This is a genomic window from Microcoleus sp. (assembly GCF_049646505.1).
In the GTDB taxonomy this organism is placed as follows: domain Bacteria; phylum Cyanobacteriota; class Cyanobacteriia; order Cyanobacteriales; family Microcoleaceae; genus Microcoleus.
This window is the reverse complement of record NZ_JBARVX010000544.1, coordinates 1-17,394: the sequence shown is the minus strand read 5'-3', so window position 1 is coordinate 17,394 and position 17,394 is coordinate 1. Positions and strand designations below refer to the sequence as shown.

At 45.8% G+C, this 17,394-nt stretch carries 12 protein-coding genes; 9 read left to right on the top strand and 3 right to left on the bottom strand.

The window, feature by feature from the left end; all coding sequences use genetic code 11:
* Positions 1-124 precede the first annotated feature (124 nt).
* Positions 125-1,318, top strand: a complete 1,194-nt coding sequence (locus tag WBA89_RS25745; protein ID WP_424410438.1) for a glycosyltransferase family 4 protein — start codon at positions 125-127, stop codon at positions 1,316-1,318.
* Here WBA89_RS25745 and WBA89_RS25740 read toward each other — a convergent pair whose 3' ends face one another.
* On the bottom strand, positions 1,319-2,632 hold the full coding sequence (locus WBA89_RS25740; RefSeq protein WP_424410436.1) for a J domain-containing protein: 1,314 nt from the start codon (positions 2,630-2,632) through the stop codon (positions 1,319-1,321).
* A gap of 404 nt (positions 2,633-3,036) precedes the next feature.
* Here WBA89_RS25740 and polA point away from each other — a divergent pair, with 404 nt between their 5' ends.
* Together polA and WBA89_RS25730 are read left to right on the top strand one after the other, a co-directional pair.
* Positions 3,037-6,078 carry a DNA polymerase I gene (gene polA / locus WBA89_RS25735; RefSeq protein WP_424410434.1) on the top strand — a complete coding sequence of 1,014 codons (3,042 nt, stop codon included), beginning with the start codon at positions 3,037-3,039 and terminating at the stop codon, positions 6,076-6,078.
* 9 nt (positions 6,079-6,087) lie between these two features.
* Positions 6,088-6,657 carry a thermonuclease family protein gene (locus WBA89_RS25730; protein WP_424410433.1) on the top strand — a complete coding sequence of 190 codons (570 nt, stop codon included), beginning with the start codon at positions 6,088-6,090 and terminating at the stop codon, positions 6,655-6,657.
* Between the two features lie 352 nt (positions 6,658-7,009).
* Here WBA89_RS25730 and WBA89_RS25725 read toward each other — a convergent pair whose 3' ends face one another.
* Positions 7,010-7,183 carry a hypothetical protein gene (locus WBA89_RS25725; protein ID WP_424410432.1) on the bottom strand — a complete coding sequence of 58 codons (174 nt, stop codon included), beginning with the start codon at positions 7,181-7,183 and terminating at the stop codon, positions 7,010-7,012.
* Between the two features lie 26 nt (positions 7,184-7,209).
* Between WBA89_RS25725 and WBA89_RS25720 the strand changes: the two genes are divergently transcribed.
* On the top strand, positions 7,210-7,731 hold the full coding sequence (locus WBA89_RS25720) for a hypothetical protein (RefSeq protein WP_424410430.1): 522 nt from the start codon (positions 7,210-7,212) through the stop codon (positions 7,729-7,731).
* 233 nt (positions 7,732-7,964) lie between these two features.
* Here the strand turns inward: WBA89_RS25720 and WBA89_RS25715 are convergent, their stop codons facing one another.
* Positions 7,965-8,105, bottom strand: coding sequence for a hypothetical protein (locus WBA89_RS25715; RefSeq protein ID WP_424410429.1), 141 nt, complete (start codon positions 8,103-8,105; stop codon positions 7,965-7,967).
* On the opposite strand from WBA89_RS25715, the gene WBA89_RS25710 reads away from it, so the two are divergent.
* The 5 genes from WBA89_RS25710 to WBA89_RS25690 all read left to right on the top strand — a co-directional run.
* Positions 8,104-9,819 (top strand): ATP-binding protein, encoded by a 1,716-nt coding sequence (locus WBA89_RS25710; protein WP_424410427.1) that lies wholly within the window; start codon positions 8,104-8,106, stop codon positions 9,817-9,819. The two genes, WBA89_RS25715 and WBA89_RS25710, sit on opposite strands and share 2 nt — an antisense overlap.
* Before the next feature lie 656 nt (positions 9,820-10,475).
* Positions 10,476-13,091: an ATP-dependent chaperone ClpB gene (clpB, locus tag WBA89_RS25705; protein ID WP_424410425.1), complete on the top strand. Its 2,616-nt coding sequence runs from the start codon at positions 10,476-10,478 to the stop codon at positions 13,089-13,091.
* A gap of 280 nt (positions 13,092-13,371) precedes the next feature.
* Positions 13,372-14,475, top strand: a complete 1,104-nt coding sequence (locus WBA89_RS25700) for a DUF262 domain-containing protein (protein ID WP_424410423.1) — start codon at positions 13,372-13,374, stop codon at positions 14,473-14,475.
* A complete protein-coding gene (locus tag WBA89_RS25695) occupies positions 14,472-15,164 on the top strand; it encodes an MAE_28990/MAE_18760 family HEPN-like nuclease (protein WP_333115517.1) in 693 nt (230 codons plus the stop codon). Before WBA89_RS25700 ends, WBA89_RS25695 begins: the two co-directional genes overlap by 4 nt.
* A gap of 469 nt (positions 15,165-15,633) precedes the next feature.
* A partial coding sequence (locus WBA89_RS25690; protein ID WP_424410420.1) for an ATP-binding protein occupies positions 15,634-17,394 on the top strand: 1,761 nt, incomplete at its 3' end.

Genomic DNA, 17,394 nt, shown 5'->3' with positions numbered 1-17,394 from the left:
GACTGAGGCACAAGACAATTAACAGTGCGATCGCGGCGATACCCCAAACCGTCGAAATCAACACGATCGCCAATCCTTTGCCCTGTAAGTGCTACTAAATGCTATAAAACGAGAGTTCAGGAAAATGCGCTTAGTCATAGTTCAGTATGCCGGGGATTACGCAGAAACTTTTAAACGCCTCGCGAGAGGGGAAGGTGAAAACTACTACGCTCAACAATATTCGGTTGATGCCGTTACCGAGATGGCAAAACGAGCCGAGTCGGTAACGGTTATTTGTTGCAGAACACCAAAATTTGAGGATCTGGTTCTTGAAAACGGCGTGCGGGCGATCGGTTGCGGATTTAATCACAAAGTTGATCCCAAAAAATTGATCGAGTTAATTGCCGAGCAAAATCCGACTCATTTAGTTATGCGGACAACGATTCCAGACGTTTTCAACTGGGCAATTGAAAATCAAATTAGAACCATCGCTGTATTTGCCGAATCTATTGCAACAAAAAGTTGGCGCGATAAGTGGCGCAACTATTTCCTGGCCAATTTTTTGAATAACAAGCAAATAGAATGGGTTGGGACTTACGGCATTACTTCATCTTTATTGTTCAAAGAAATTGGAGTAAAACCCGATAAAATAATTCCTTGGGACTTTCTCTTAGATACCAATCCCGGCTCTTTGTCGCCGAAAGAAATCCCTGGAGATGTCAAAAAAGATTTAAAACTTTTTTACGCTGGTTCGTTAGTACAAAGTAAGGGAGTTGGCGATATATTAAGAGCTGTACCAAAGTTAAAAGAGCGCAATATATCAGTTCACTTAAAAATGGCAGGTAAAGGCGAAGAAGAGTTTTTTGTCCGGCGAGTTGAAGAGTTGCAAATTAAAGATTCTGTAGAATTTCTGGGAATAGTGCCAACTGATACTTTAGAACCTTTAATGAGAGAATCCGATATCGTGCTAGTGACTAGCAGGCACGAATATCCCGAAGGCTTTCCTCTGACAATTCAGCACGCTTTACGCACTAGAACACCGATAGTAGCTTCGGATCACCCAATGTTTAAAACCCACTTGAAGCATGGCATTAATTCCATGATTTTCGAGGCGGGAAACTCTCAGGCTTTAGCCGAATGTATCGAAAATCTAATTTCGGATTCAGCGCTTTATCACAATATTTCTGTCGCTTCTCACTCAACCTGGTACGAGTTGCGCTTGCCTGTCAAATGGGCCGAATTGATCGATCGCTGGCTGGATGATTCCCCTGAAAGCAAACAGTGGCTGTTTGAAAACAGACTGGCTTCTGAATACTACAATCAAAAATCCAGTAAATGATTAATTCAAAAAATACGATCGACCAACCAGCCAACTTCCCAGCCACAGCCCGAAACCCGAAGTAGCAACTGAGAGGATAAACGTGTAGAGCTCGCGCCCGGTGGCGATCGACCTTTCGCCCGCTACCATCCGCGCCACAACTCCAGCCACAATCCCGATCGCAGCCAAAGCCCCATAAACACTCTTAGATCCAGCAATCTCTAAGGCTTGCGTCAAAGCCCCCGAACCTGCCCCAGCCAGCGTCCCCGCCCACGCCCCAATCGCCAGCCCGATCGCACCAGATAACCCGATCGAACTGCGGGAATTCACGGCTACTTCCGCCAGCAGCCCGCAGGCCAAGCCCGCGAACCCCCAACTCACCGCCGCCGCCAACGCCTTCGACCAATCCCCATTCGTTCCAGCCATCAATCCCACCACTGTCGCCACTCCCGCCGCAGCCACAACTAAAGCCACTGTCCGAGACTCGGCCTCGGAACTGGCGATCGCCCCCAAACCAGCGCCAATTGCCGCCCAGACAGCCCCCGTTACCATTCCTCCCGCCTGAAAACCGGCGATCGACCCCCCCACCGCCCCAGCCAAAACCAGCGCCGCCAGCCACACTTTAGGCGTAGCCGAGCCCTCCGCCAGCAAAATCGCGGCCCACAGCCAATCCGCACCCCAGATTAAAATCCACATCCACAGGGGGGCCTGATATGTTGTCAAAATGCAGCCCGTCACAGCGTAACTCGCTACGGCGATCGCCAGCGGGCCCCAAGGAAAAGTTAAACTGCTTTGAGACGCCTGCGGCTTGGAGTATTGAGTCGGAAACTCTTTTTTGTTTTTCCGCGTAAAGTTTCGATAGTTTTGAGATGGGCGCGCTTTTCTCGCCGCGCTGCGCCCCAATGGCTTTCTTGTCCGCGACGCTTCCCGATTTTTAGCGGTAACTCGTTTGTTGCTAGAAGAGTTGTTTTGAGTTGGAAATTTTTGGGACGAGGTTTTGGGGCGGGTTTGACGGCGCTGGGAACCAGACCTGCGGGCCGATCCCGAACGCCTTCTCAGCGGCTTTTCCGGCGGCCGAGGGGGCGGCGGCTGTGGCTGCTGAAACGGTTTGTCGATCGACCTCGATTCCGGCTGACTCAGAAACAACACCAATTCTTCGTAAGCTTGATTAATTTCTGTTAATCTTTGTTCAGCTTTTTGTTGCAGGCGATCGTTGTGGGCCAACCGATCGGGATGCCACACAAACGCTAAATCCCTGTAGGCGCGTTTAATTTCTTCTAAGGAAGCTCCAGGCTCAATTTCGAGGATTTCGTAGCATCGATTAATGTCAGCCATAGGCTTCGATCTGCAGGTGTTGGTAAATTTACGCGCGTGCGTTGGCGAAGCCTGTGCGATAGCACTTAGCTATCCCGTAAGGAATCATACTTCTTATCTTTTAGCATTCTCAGGCAAGCTGCACAATTTACGATCGCGATCGAGAGTCAGTCGATTGTAGATTTAGGACTTATATGTCAATCGATCGGACACGATCTTATTCAAAAAACCCGGTTTTTCGGAAAAATCAAAATTTTAGACTCCACTTCGGGCTCCGGTGAATCACTGCGCTGCAAGTAAATCGAAAATCGAAAATCGAAAATTTCAAATCGACTGACTGATTTTATAAGGGTTTAGAGCTTTTTTGCGGTTGCGTTCGGTTTTGAAACAGGCATCACAACTGGCTACAATGAGAAAATACTTTCGTGCGATCGCAATCTGTGTCAGTGTCGGCAAATCAAGCTCCCACCTTCATCTTAGTTGACGGCCACTCCCTGGCCTTTCGTTCCTACTTCGCCTTCGCCAAAAGTCGAGACGGAGGCTTGCGAACTACTACAGGCATTCCCACCAGCGTCTGTTTTGGCTTTCTCAAGTCGCTGCTGGAAGTTATGGCCGCCCACGATCCCCAGTACATGGCGATCGCCTTTGACCTCGCCGCGCCCACTTTTCGCCACGAAGCAGACGAAACTTACAAAGCAGGTCGTCCCGAAACCCCCGAAGATTTTATTCCCGATCTCAAAAACCTGCAAGAACTCCTCACCTATCTCAATTTGCCAGCAGTCACCGCTGAGGGCTACGAAGCGGACGATGTTTTGGGAACTTTAGCCAACAAAGCCAGCGCCGCCGGTTATGCGGTTAAAATCCTCACGGGCGATCGAGATTTGTTTCAATTAGTAGAAACCGACAAAAATATCAGCGTCTTGTATTTGAGTACCGACGAGCTCAGGCGATCGGGAAAAGGCAAATCTCAAGAATACGGCCCCGAACAAGTTAAAGAAAAACTCGGTATTTTGCCCGAACAAGTAATAGATTACAAAGCTTTGTGCGGCGACAAATCCGACAACATTCCCGGAGTCAGAGGCATCGGCGACAAAACCGCCCTGCAACTGCTAGAAGCTTACAACACCCTCGACGGAATTTATGCAGCGATTGACGATCTAAAAGGCGCAACCAAGAAAAAGCTCGAAGAAGGCAAAGAAGCTGCTTATCATTCTCAACGCATGGCGACAATTGTCCAAGACGTTCCCTTAGAAATCAACTTAGAAGATTGCCAGCTTATAGGTTTTGACGAAACAGCCTTGATTCCCATGCTGGAAAAGTTGGAATTCAAAACATTTTTAACCAAAGTTAAACAAATTCAAAAACGGTTTGGCGGTGTTGAAGAACCATTAGAAAAGGGCGGGCAAGATGCCCACCCCACAATCAATTCACTGGAGAGTGGAACAGGCATCTTGCCTGTTGCTTTGGCCGGGCAAGATGCCCACCCCACAATAGATAAGTCACCTCAAACTGGTGAAAGTTCAGAAGCAGATGAATTGTGGTTTTGGACTCATGATGACACTAAAGCCGCCCAGCAAGCAAACAAATTACCCATTAAACCACGAATAATTCAAACAACCGAACAGTTAAACGAATTAGTTCAACTGCTGGAAACTTTCACCGACAAAACCTCGCCCGTGGCGTGGGATACCGAAACCACCGCCCTCGAACCGCGAGATGCCGAATTAGTCGGAATTGGCTGCTGTTGGGGAACCGGTGAAGAAGATGTCGCTTACATTCCCACGGGACACAAAACGGGCAAAAACTTGGACAAAGCTACAGTTTTAAATGCTTTGCGTCCGATTTTGTCAAGCGAGAATTATCCCAAGGCGCTGCAAAATGCTAAATTCGATCGATCGATCCTGCGTTGTCAAGGAATCAAACTCGCCGGAGTCGTATTTGACACCATGCTAGCCAGTTACGTACTCAACCCCGAAAATAGCCACAGTCTCAGCGAATTGTCAAGGAAATACTTAGGTATTGTCGCAGAAAGCTACAAGGAATTAGTACCCAAAAACAAAACAATTGCTGACATCAGCATTCCCAAAGTAGCTGACTACTGCGGTATGGATGTTCACACCACATTTGGGTTAGTAAGTAAACTTAGAGCAGAATTGGATAAAGCTGATGAAGGTAGCTTTCCCGGAAAATCATTGCAGGATTTACTGCTGAAAGTAGAACAGCCTTTAGAGCCAGTTTTAGCTGAAATGGAATACTGCGGAATTCGCATTAATTCAGCTTATCTCAATACCCTCTCGCAAGAGCTAGAAATAAAATTAGCCAAACTTGAAGAAAATACCTATGAAGCAGCGGGGAGAAAGTTTAATTTAGGTTCGCCCAAACAACTAAGCGAAATCTTGTTAGAAAAAATCCCCGAACAGTTTCAGAAAAAGTCTCGCAAAACCAAGACTGGATACTCTACAGACGCGGCTGTTTTGGATAAATTGCAAGGAGACCACCCGATTGTAGACGATTTATTAGAGTACCGAACATTATCCAAATTAAAATCAACCTATGTCGATGCTTTGCCGCAGTTAGTGCGTGGGGATACCGGGCGAGTACATACAGATTTTAACCAAGCTGCAACGGGTACGGGTCGGCTTTCTTCTTCCAATCCCAATTTACAAAATATTCCCATCCGCACCGAGTTTTCGCGGCAAATTCGCAAGGCTTTTTTACCGGAAGCAGGTTGGCTGATGGTGTCGGCTGACTATTCTCAAATTGAACTGCGAATTTTGGCTCATTTGAGTCAAGAACCTGTGTTAATAGAAGCTTACCAAAATAACCGAGATGTGCATACCGTAACGGCTCAACTGTTGTTTGAAAAAGAGGAAGTAACGCCGGATGAAAGACGGTTTGGGAAAACGATTAATTTTGGGGTAATCTATGGTATGGGGGCGATTAAGTTTGGGCGATCGATGGGCAAAACTTCCGCAGACGGGAAAAAGTTTATTGAACGATTTAACGAGCGTTACAGTAAGGTTTTTGAATATTTGGAGCACGTAAAAAAAGAGGCGATCGCCCTAGGCTACGTTTCCACTATACTAGGCCGCCGCCGCTACCTAAACTTCAAGAGCGAAAGCCTCCTCGACTTAAAAGGCCGCAATCCCCAAGACATTCACTCCGATAGACTTAAATCTCTCAGCAGAGATGACGCCCAATCTTTGCGGGCTGCAGCCAACGCACCGATTCAAGGCTCCAGTGCTGATATCATTAAACTTGCCATGATTGAGGTAGACAAAATTTTGCAAAACTATCAGGCGCGGCTGTTATTGCAAGTTCACGACGAATTAATCTTTGAAGTACCTCCCGATGAATGGGAAGAATTGCAGCCAAAAATTAGAACGGCGATGGAAAATGCTCTGCCGCTTAGCGTACCGCTGATAGTTGACATCCACGCGGGACAAAATTGGATGGAAACTAAATAAACAGAGAAAATGATGAACCCAAATAAAATTGCCCTTTCCCCTACAATTACCCGCTTTAGTGCAGTTGTTCTGCTGTTTTTACTCTCCGGTTGTCCGCAAAAGCTACCGCCCAACAATTATGCTGTGAAACGAGTCAGCGACGGCGACACCCTTGTCGCCAGCGATAGCGCCGGGAAGGATATCAAAGTGCGTTTTGCCTGCATAGATGCACCGGAAATTGCCCACACCAACGCTGAAAAAAACAGCAAAAAAGCAGCAGATAAGAATCAGTTTAAGTGGGGAAATCTAGCCGAGCAAAGAATGCAGCAGCTAGTCAAAGAAGGAGGCGGGCGCGTTGTTTTGACCGTCACCGATACCGATCGCTACGGCCGCCAAGTGAGCGAAGTTCGCTTGCCAAACGGTAAATTTGCCCAAGAAGTTTTGCTGCGCGAAGGATTAGCAATGGTTTACCGTCCTTACTTAAAAAACTGTCCGAGTGCAAGTATTGTGGAACAAGCGGAAGCCGAAGCTAAGAAAAATCGGCGCGGCGTTTGGGGAGATTCTAAGTTTGTTCCCGCTTGGAATTTTCGGAAGAAATGATTTAGGCAGTTGGCAGTTGTTAGTTGGCAGTTGGCAGTTGGCAGTTGGCAGTTGGCAGTTGGCAGTTGTTAGTTGTTAGTTGTTAGTTGGTAGGGGCGGTGCCAAGAGTGCCCGCCCTCTTAGTTGTTAGTTGTTAGTTGGTAGGGGCGGTGCCAAGAGTGCCCGCCCTCTTAGTTGTTAGTTGTTAGTTGTTAGTTGTTAGTTGTTGGTTGTTAGTTGTTAGTTGTTATTTGTTATTTGTTATTTGTTATTTGTTATTTGTTATTTGTTATTTGTTAGTTGTTAGTTGTTATTTGTTATTAGTCAACAGTTAACAGTCAACAGTTAACAGTCAACAGTCAACAGTCAACAGTCAACAGCCAACAATGCCCAATGCCCAATTCCCAATTCCCAATTCCCAATTCCCAATTCCCAATTCCCAATGCCCAATTCCCAATGCCCAATTCCCAATTCCCAATTCCCAATATATGTGATAGGCTCCAGATAACTCAATAGACAGCCGCCAAATGGGGTCTATTGCAATCACCCAAAAATTCACTTTAGGGGACATCAATGAAGATCAAAAATCTGGTTATTTCCGGCATTTCCTTGCTTCTCGGTACTGCAATTGTAGGCAGTGCGATCGCTCAAGAACTGACAGACAGCGAAAAAACGGTTGTTTGTCGCTTGAAAACTGAAGTTGAGCAGCGTTCTAGCAACGGTCAAAAATTAGTATTTGTGCCATTGCTGGGGCAAGTTCGCAAGCAAGTTTCGTCTCCGTTTAGAGCCACGCTGCATCCCGATACTGAGTATACTTTTGTTGCGACTTGCGACGGAAATTGCCAGGATTTAAACTTAACTCTCAAGGATGCCAGCGGTCAAGAAATCGGTACGAGTCAAAAGACAGGCGAACTGTCTTCAATCTCTTTTACTCCGCCGTCCCAAGGCGAATATCAAATCACTGCTAAGCCTGGGGAATGCACGACGGCAGAGGGTTGCAGTTTCGGCATGGGAATCTTCGTTCCCGCTTCTGCGAGCGTACCTAATGCTTCAAGAATTCCTGCTCAAATAGCACAATTTAAACTTTGCCAGTAGAGGAACAGCGATAAATTGTGGGTTGCGAGTAGAGCGGACTGTTCGATCGCGAATTTAACTGCTAACTTGCAACTTATAACTCGCTTTTTGTATGGCCCAGTATCGGATCGATCGGGTACTGGTACAGATTTGAGATTGAAAAATTGGGGAATTGAGGAATTTTAGATTAATCGATCAATTCCTCAGTCACTTGAGAACCGCTATAGTCGGTCGATCGTAACTGCTGCCAACTGTCAAGCCGATCGAGCTGTGGAACCCTGCAAAGACCCGATAACTGCCGAAATCCGGGCCGAAGCAAGAACTTTATTTACCCTCACGCAGCCATCAATTAGAATGTAGGTGGTGCCTCCAAGGGTGACGAGTAAATTCCCCATGTCTTTAACCTTAGCCTTGAAAAATCAACTGCAGAACGCTCCTCAAATAGGGTTGAAAAATCTGTTTGGCCGCTTGGGTATCAGGCAGAAAATCGGCTGCGGATACGCCTTGGTCATTGGTATTGCGATTTTGGGTGCTGTGGCGGGACGGGGAGTGGAATCCTATCACAAGCAGCAAGTTAGAGAAAAACTGGCGATCGACCGAGATAAAGCCGAAATCCTGACTAATCTCAATAATACAGTGCAGGAAGTCAGAATTCACCAGCAAGAGCTGGTGGCAAGCTTGACAAAACCGGAAATTTTCGATCGCCAGCGCTCGGAATTCCTCACACGTGTTGCTCAGATGAGCGGCATCCTGGAACAACTGCAAACCATGCCGCCGACAAAAAATCCCGAAATTGCCAAAGACTACCAAATGCTTGAAAAGTTCGGTCAAGTCAACGGCCAGACGGTAGAATCATACTTTCAACAAGTACAAAAATTGTTGGCGACTGTGAAATTATCAGCTTTGAATCCGCAGCAGCGGCAGGCTTTCGGGCGCAACTTGAACAATTTTGTCACAGGCGAAACCGCTTTGAAACTCCAACAGTTTTCGGAGGATTCAGCCAAACTCGCGGACAAGTTTCGCGATCGAGCCGACGAGGAATTTAGAACCTACGAGAAAGCACAAAAACTCGGAACTCTGATTATCGCTGGCTCTCTCCTGATATCGGCCGCGATCGCAGCCATACTTGCAGCATACACCAGCAGGGCGATCGCCCGCCCCTTAGAAGCCACTACCCTGATCGCTCAGCGAGTCACAGAAGAATCCAACTTCGATTTGCAAGTACCCGTCACTACTTCCGACGAAGTAGGAATGCTAGCAGTTTCCCTCAACGAACTGATTCAGCGGGTAGCAGAATATACAGAAGACTTGCACGAAGCAAAAGTAGCAGCCGAAGCTGCCAACCGCTCGAAAAGTGCATTTCTCGCCAACATGAGCCACGAACTCCGCACCCCCCTCAACGCCATCATTAACTACAGCGAAATGCTGCAAGAAGATGCTCAAGATTCCGGTTCCGAAGACTTTCTCCCAGACTTAGAAAAAATTCAAACCGCAGGCAAACATTTGCTCGACATGATCAGCGACATCCTCGACATTTCCAAAATAGAAGCCGGCCACGTCACGCTTTATTTGGAAAACTTCGACGTAGCGACAATGATTGAAGAAGTGATGACTACGGCTCAACCGCTAGTAGAAAAAAAAGGTAATGCTTTAGCGCTGAAAACCAAAGGCGAACTCGGCACAATGTACGCCGACCAACCGAAAGTCCGGCAAATTCTCCTAAACTTGCTCAGCAACGCTGCCAAATTTACTGAAAAAGGCGTGATTACTATTGGCGTCGAAAGAATTAAAACTGAAAAAACAAAACAGCCGAAAAAACATAAAAATAAGGATTCTAACTCGGCTTCAAACTACAGTTCTCAAATTTTGATTTTTCGAGTCACCGATACTGGTATTGGCATGACGGACGAGCAATTAGAGCAGATATTCAAACCTTTTACCCAAGCCGATGCTTCGACTACCAAGAAGTATGGAGGCACGGGTTTGGGATTGACAATTAGCCAGCGTTTGTGTCAAATTCTGGGCGGCGAAATTAGCGTTGAAAGCGAAAACGGTAAAGGTTCAACTTTTATTGTCAGTCTCCCGGAACGGGTGGTGATGCAGGCTTGAAAACAGTCATTAGTCATTAGTCATTAGTCATTAGTCATTAGTCATTAGTCATTAGTCAGTAGGGGCGGTGCCAAGAGTGCCCGCCCTCTGCCGTCATTAGTCATTAGTCATTAGCCGTAGGGTGCGTCGCGATCGACAATCTCTAAAAAAATCAACAATCTCGGAGCGACGCACCGGTGCAAAATTAATCAGCAGTCATTAGTTGTTATACACTGAAAAAATGGGCAAGTACATCGTTTTTAGAGCTGATTTGACTGAAGAAGAAGGTGCAGAAAACAGACATTTTTGCCGAACACTTCGACCGATAAATTCAATTTTCTGAAGGTCGATGCAATTAGTCGCTAAGTCAGGGCGGGTTTATGTAGATTGTCGGTGAAATTGAAAGATTGTTGGTGAAGCGATATTTTACAAATATTGTGGTTAATTTCTTAAACCTGATATTATTTCTATTCTGATTAATTAATCATTGCTCGACTTGATTGCATATTTCCGATAATTTAACTGGAAGCTGAAACACAGGGCGGAAATACCTATCTACATATAGGGGAACACCGATCCGATCGCCCTCCGCAACTCCCTACAATGATAATTGTACGGGCGATCGAGTAATTGCCTCTACAGTATCGCTCTTTTTTTAATGCAGGGAATTAAAATTTATGCAACCGAATAATCCAAACCAATTTACCGAAAAAGCCTGGGAAGCCCTGGCGCGCACTCCAGAAATCGTCAAAGCAGCTCAGCAGCAGCAGCTAGAAAGCGAACATTTGATGAAAGCTTTGCTGGAACAAGAATCGGGACTTGCTAGCAGCTTATTTAACAAAGCGGGAGTTTCTGTCGCCAAATTGCGCGATCGCACTGATGAGTCTATCAGCCGCGGGCCCAAAATATCGGGAACTGGTGGCAACGTCTATCTCGGTCGTTCTCTCGACACCCTGCTAGACCGCGCTGAAGCTTACCGCAAAGAGTACGGCGATGAATTTATCTCGATCGAACACCTGATCCTAGGATACGTCAAGGACGATCGCTTCGGCAAAAATCTCCTGCAAGAATTTAAACTAGATGAAGCCAAGCTCAAAAATATTATTACCCAAGTCCGGGGGAACAACAAAGTGACAGACCAAAATCCAGAAGGCAAATATGAAGCGCTGGAAAAATACGGCCGAGACTTGACAGAAGCCGCGCGTCAAGGCAAACTCGATCCAGTCATCGGAAGAGATGACGAGATTCGCCGCACCATTCAAATATTGAGCCGCCGCACCAAAAATAACCCCGTACTGATTGGGGAACCGGGAGTTGGCAAAACTGCGATCGCCGAAGGACTCGCCCAGCGAATTATCACCGGAGATGTGCCGCAATCTCTCAAAGACAGACAATTAATTAGCTTAGATATGGGCGCGTTAATTGCCGGTGCCAAATTCCGAGGAGAATTTGAAGAACGCTTGAAAGCCGTGCTCAAAGAAGTGATGGACAGCAACGGTAAAGTCATCCTATTTATCGATGAAATTCACACCGTTGTCGGGGCCGGCGCGACACAAGGCTCGATGGATGCCGGCAACTTGCTCAAACCCATGTTGGCGAGGGGAGAATTGCGCTGTATCGGCGCTACAACTCTCGACGAATACCGCAAATATCTCGAAAAAGATGCAGCTTTAGAGCGGCGTTTTCAACAAGTTTATGTTGACCAACCGACAGTAGAAGATACTGTCTCTATCCTGCGGGGTTTGAAGGAACGGTACGAAGTACACCACGGTGTAAAAATTTCTGACAGCGCGCTAGTTGCTGCGGCTACTTTGTCTACTCGATATATTAGCGATCGCTTCCTTCCAGACAAAGCCATTGACTTAGTGGACGAAGCAGCCGCTAAACTTAAAATGGAGATTACTTCCAAGCCCGAAGAATTAGACGAAATCGATCGCCGGATTTTGCAGCTAGAAATGGAAAAACTGTCGCTGCAAAAAGAAAGCAACGCAGCTTCGATCGAACGCTTGGAAAGACTGGAAAAAGACTTAGCCAATCTCAAGGAACAGCAAAGCGGTTTGAACGCCCAATGGCAATCAGAAAAAGGTGTCATCGGTAGCATTCAAACAATCAAAGAACAGATGGACAAGGTAAATATTGAAATTCAACAAGCTGAATTAAAATATGACCTGAACCGCGCTGCTGAGTTGAAATATAGCAAGTTGACCGAGCTGCAAAAACAACTGCAAGAAGCCGAAGCTCAACTAACAGCAACTCAAACCACTGGTAAAACTTTACTCAGGGAAGAAGTCACCGAATCTGACATTGCTGAGATTATTTCTAAGTGGACGGGAATCCCGATTAGCAAGTTAGTTGAATCGGAAATGCAGAAACTTTTGTACTTGGAAGATGAACTGCACAAACGGGTAATCGGACAGGATGAAGCGGTGACGGCGGTTGCAGATGCAATTCAACGATCGCGCGCGGGTTTAGCAGATCCGAACCGTCCGGTTGCTAGTTTTATATTCCTCGGCCCCACGGGTGTAGGTAAAACCGAGTTGGCGAAAGCATTAGCATCTTATCTGTTCGACACCGAAGAGGCGATCGTCCGCATTGATATGTCGGAATACATGGAGAAACACGCGGTTTCGCGGTTAATCGGTGCGCCTCCGGGATACGTCGGCTACGATGAAGGCGGACAATTAACTGAGGCTGTGCGCCGCCGTCCTTACTCCGTGATTCTATTTGATGAAATCGAGAAAGCGCACCCGGATGTTTTCAATATCATGCTGCAAATTCTGGATGACGGCCGCGTTACCGATGCTCAAGGTCACACGGTAGACTTTAAGAATTCTGTGATTATTATGACATCGAATGTCGGCTCTCAATACATCTTAGATGTGGCGGGAGATGAGGAACAAATGCGGAGTCGGGTGATGGAGGCGATGCGGGGTACTTTCCGCCCGGAATTCTTGAACCGGATCGATGAGATGATTATTTTCCACAGTTTGAGTAAGACGGAACTGCGGCAAATCGTGCAGTTGCAAGTCAAGCGCTTGGAAAAACGGTTGGCTGAACGTAAGATGTCTCTGAAGCTGTCGGAATCTGCGATCGACTTTTTAGCCGAAATTGGTTACGATCCGGTTTACGGTGCGCGGCCTTTGAAGCGGGGAATTCAGCGGGAGTTGGAAACGCAAATGGCGAAGGGTATTTTGCGGGGAGATTTTGCTGATAGCGATACGATTTTTGTGGATATCGAGAATGAAAGGTTGGCGTTTAAGCGGCTGCCGGCACAGTTGGTGACTGCGAAATAATTGGAGTTGCGCTTTGCGTCAAAAACCGAGTTTCTCGGATAATCTTAGTTTTAGGGTGCGCTGCGGCGCACCTTTTTTTTGGCGCACTTTTTTTCTCTAAATCGCGGTAGGTACTCCAAAAACCAAATCTCTCCACAAATTCCCCGTTGTCATAAATTGACGATCGCACTTTTTTTGATAAGTGCGATCGCTTTTACCAAGTAAGTCCCAAACTTTTATGGTAAAATCATAGTAGCGATAAGTCTATTCACTCGACAATATCCGATTATTCTTTAACAATATGCGATCGAAACTAGAAATTACCGAGCAACACAAAAAGGTTGATGCTGCTGAAGCAGAAATCCGCGACAAGCAGCAGCTAGTTAATTACGATACCAAAGAGTATCCAGTCGAAATACTCGTTCAAAAATATATGGAAGGAAAGGATGATGATACCAATGAGTTGTTCATCCCCGACTACCAACGAGAAATGGCTTGGGATGAAGCAAGGCAGTCAAAGTTTATTGAGTCTATAATTTTGGGGCTGCCAATACCTTATATTTTTGTTGCTGACATCCATGAGGACGAAAACGATGAAGCCCGTTTAGAAATAATAGATGGTACACAACGCATTCGGACTCTAACTAGATTTATCAACAACGAATTAACCTTGACAGGCTTAAATAAAATACAGAGTTTAAATGGATTTAAGTTTGCTGATTTGCCCCTTGCCCGTCAGAGGCGCTTCAACCGCACTACACTTCGGATGATTCAACTAACTGAAAGTGCAAATGAAGAAACGCGAAGAGATTTATTTGAACGCATTAACACAGGTAGCGTCGATCTAAACGAGATGGAAAAGCGCAGAGGCATACTGCCAGGCCCGTTTCTCGAACTGATTGAGGAACTATCTAAACATGATAAGTTCCGCAAATTATGCGCTTTTTCTGAGTCTGCTATTCGCAGCCGCGAACCGCAAGAATTTGTGTTGCGTTTTTTTGCATTTTTAAACAACTATCAGAAATTTAATAGCAAGATAAACAAATTCCTTGATGACTATTTGAAGCAAGTAAATACCGAGGCGAAAAAGGCAGATCCGAAATTCGATCGCGAAAAAATGCGGGCCGAATTCGAGTCAATGCTAAACTTTGTAGAAAAATATTTTCCTCAAGGATTTCGCCAAGGTAAAAATGACGCGAGAACCACAACTCGGATTAAATTCGAGTCTCTGGCTGTAGGTGTTGCTCTTGCTTTGAGAGAAAAAAGTAATCTTGAACTAAAGTCAACAGAATGGCTCACTTCAAAAGAGTTTAAGAATTGCACGAAATCTGATGCCAGCAGTTCTAATAATAAAGTAGTTTTACGCATTGAATATGTCCGCGACAGACTGCTAGGCAAAAGATGAACACTGTACTCTTAGATTTCAATACACGCGCCAATGAGGTGAATGATTACTTCATTTTTCTAGAGGGTTTGATCGAACAAACTACTAAATTAGCGGTAACCGATAGTGCTGGCAACGACAAAATACAAAGTCTTAATCCTGAGTTAGCAAAAACTCTTAAAGCTAATGGTTTTTTGTTATTGTATAACTTAGTTGAATCCACTATGCGAAATGCCATTGAAGCCATATTTGATGAATTTAAAAATCAAGCAATCTCCTTCGATCAACTCAAACCAGAAATCAAAATGATTGTTCTTCAAAATCTTAAAAAGCGTTCTCTTGAGGAAATTCATTTACAAATCAATCAAATATCTACAGACATCATTATAGCTACATTTGACAGCAAAAAATTATTTTCAGGGAATGTGGATGCTAAGTTGATTAAAGAAATAGCCCAAAAATACGGTTTTTCCTGTCAAACAGAACCTACTCAGACAAAGAACGGGCAAAACCTTGTAGTTATTAAACGCAACAGGAATGACTTAGCCCACGGAGTTAAGTCTTTTAAGGAAGTGGGGCAAGGTAAGACTATTGAGGATCTTTTAAAGATTAAGGATGAAGTCATAGAATACCTACGTCAAATACTGGAGAATATTAAAACTTATCTTGACAATCAAGAGTATTTGGACGTAACTACAGGTAATCCTTAATTTTAGGCTAAGAAACCGGGTCGATCGAATACTACCAAGATGATTGATGTGATAATTGCTACTGCACCCTTGTTTTGTCAATCCCAAGCACTTCTAAAACAGGTTGACAAGTTGCGGCTGTACTCGACACACCGGGAATATGCTGCCTAACTTGGTTGAGCTTTTGGTACGGGCAGAACGAACATTATTTGTGGTATAATTATTTCAAATAAGATGGGATTAACTTCGACATAATTCTTACTTATTAATTAAAAAATATTTTTTCGGTGATGATGCTTTCGGTGGTGATTGCGTGACGATCGATCTGTGCAGCCGATGCAGTCGAAAAGCCCCTGCGATCGCCCGGAAGCAAGCAGCAAGTGCCTCAGATCACAAAGGCGGTCGATCGCCCTCACTGCAAAAAAACGTAAAGTTATGTCAAATTAAGTAAAGATTTAGAAAATAACTATTGGCAGATCCGCAGACAGTTATGAAAACAAAACTAAGAGCGACAGACACCAAAAAAATGGAGATAGACTCGCAGCAGTTGAGCGCAGACCAAGAACTGATTCTCAACCAAGTAGACAATGCGATAGCTATGTTCGACTCGTCTGACTGCTTAGTTTTATTTAATAAAAAATTGGCCGACACTTGGGGACTGTGCCCAGAATGGCTGACCACAAAACCCAAGTGCGAGTTGCTGTTTGCGGAAATTGTCGATCGGGGTTACTTGTCCGTTCAGCAGTGGGAACAGTTTCAGCAAGCACTGCAAACATCTGAGGATGAAAGTTTATCGTTTTATTTCGAGCAATCCAATGCCGTTTGTTTGGAAGTTTTCGCCACAACTACCAACAGCGGCGGGCGGCTGTTTACCTTTCGAGATGTGACGGTATACCGAAAATCCCAAGCTAGCTTGAACGCAGAAGTCAGGCGGCTGACATTTCTGTTAGGTTTAACCGAACGCCTGCAAAACTCTCACAGTTTGCAAGAAATAGGTCAGTTTGCCCTCAGCTATCTGGTAGAGGCGGCGAATGCTGCTTTCGGAGACGTGAAAGTGATTAGCGGCAAGGGAAACGACCGGCAAGCGACGGCGATTTCCAATCAAGTTTCTACTCAATTTCTGGCTAGTTACGGGGAACCTGTCGCCGCCGGAATGCAAGAATTGCTCGACAAAGGCATTCCTTTCGGCACCGGTTTGCTGTGGAAAGTGGTGGAAACCGGTCAGCCTTTGTTTGTCGAAGATTATGCCCGACATCCCGATGCCGTGCCGGAATTTCGGCATCCGGGAATCGGACAATTGGGCATTTTTCCGATCGCAGCTACCGACGGCACGATTATCGGAGTGCTGACGCTGGAGTCGCGCAACGTCAAAAAACTGCAAGCCTCCCTCCACCAAGAAGTGCTCTCGGCTGCTTGTCGGACTCTGGGGGCGGCGATCGAGCGGGCTCAGACACAAGAAAACCTCCGCCAAGCTAACGAACAATTAGAGTATTCTTCTCAGTTGAAATCTGAGTTTTTAGCCTCGATGTCCCACGAATTGCGGACACCTCTCAACAGCATTCTCGGCTTTTCTGACTTGCTGCTGCGGCAAACAGCCGGACAGTTGAGCGACCGACAAATCAACTATGTAGAACTAATCGAAAAAAGCGGGCAGCACTTGTTGCAGCTAATCAACGATATTCTCGATCTTTCTAAAATTGAAGCGGGGAAAGTAGAACTAGATTTACAGCCTGTGAGGGTTCACGAACTCGCCACAGACTGTCTGAAAATGACTCAACCGCGGGCCGAAAAAAAGCGGATTGCTTTGTCTTTAGAACTAGACTACCGCATTACTAAAGTTTGTCTCGACGAACGGCGAGTGCGACAAATTGTGATTAATTTACTTTCCAACGCCATCAAATTTACGCCGGAACAGGGACAAGTTAAACTCAGCGGGCGTTTGGCCTACGGTAGCGAAATGCAGGGCGATTACCGACCGGATTGTTCTCCTGTAAATGCCAGCACTCCTTATTTTTGTTTGGAGGTGAAAGACTCGGGTATCGGCATTCCTCAAGACCGCTGGCACCTGCTATTTCGACCTTTTCAACAGGTGGATTCTTCTCTGACTAGGCGGCACGACGGCACTGGTTTGGGTTTGGCTTTGACTAAGCGTTTGGCGGAATTGCACGGGGGAACTGTTTCTTTTCAATCTGTTTGCGATGTCGGCAGTGTGTTCCGCGTTTGGCTGCCTTTGACGGAGATGCGTCAAGAG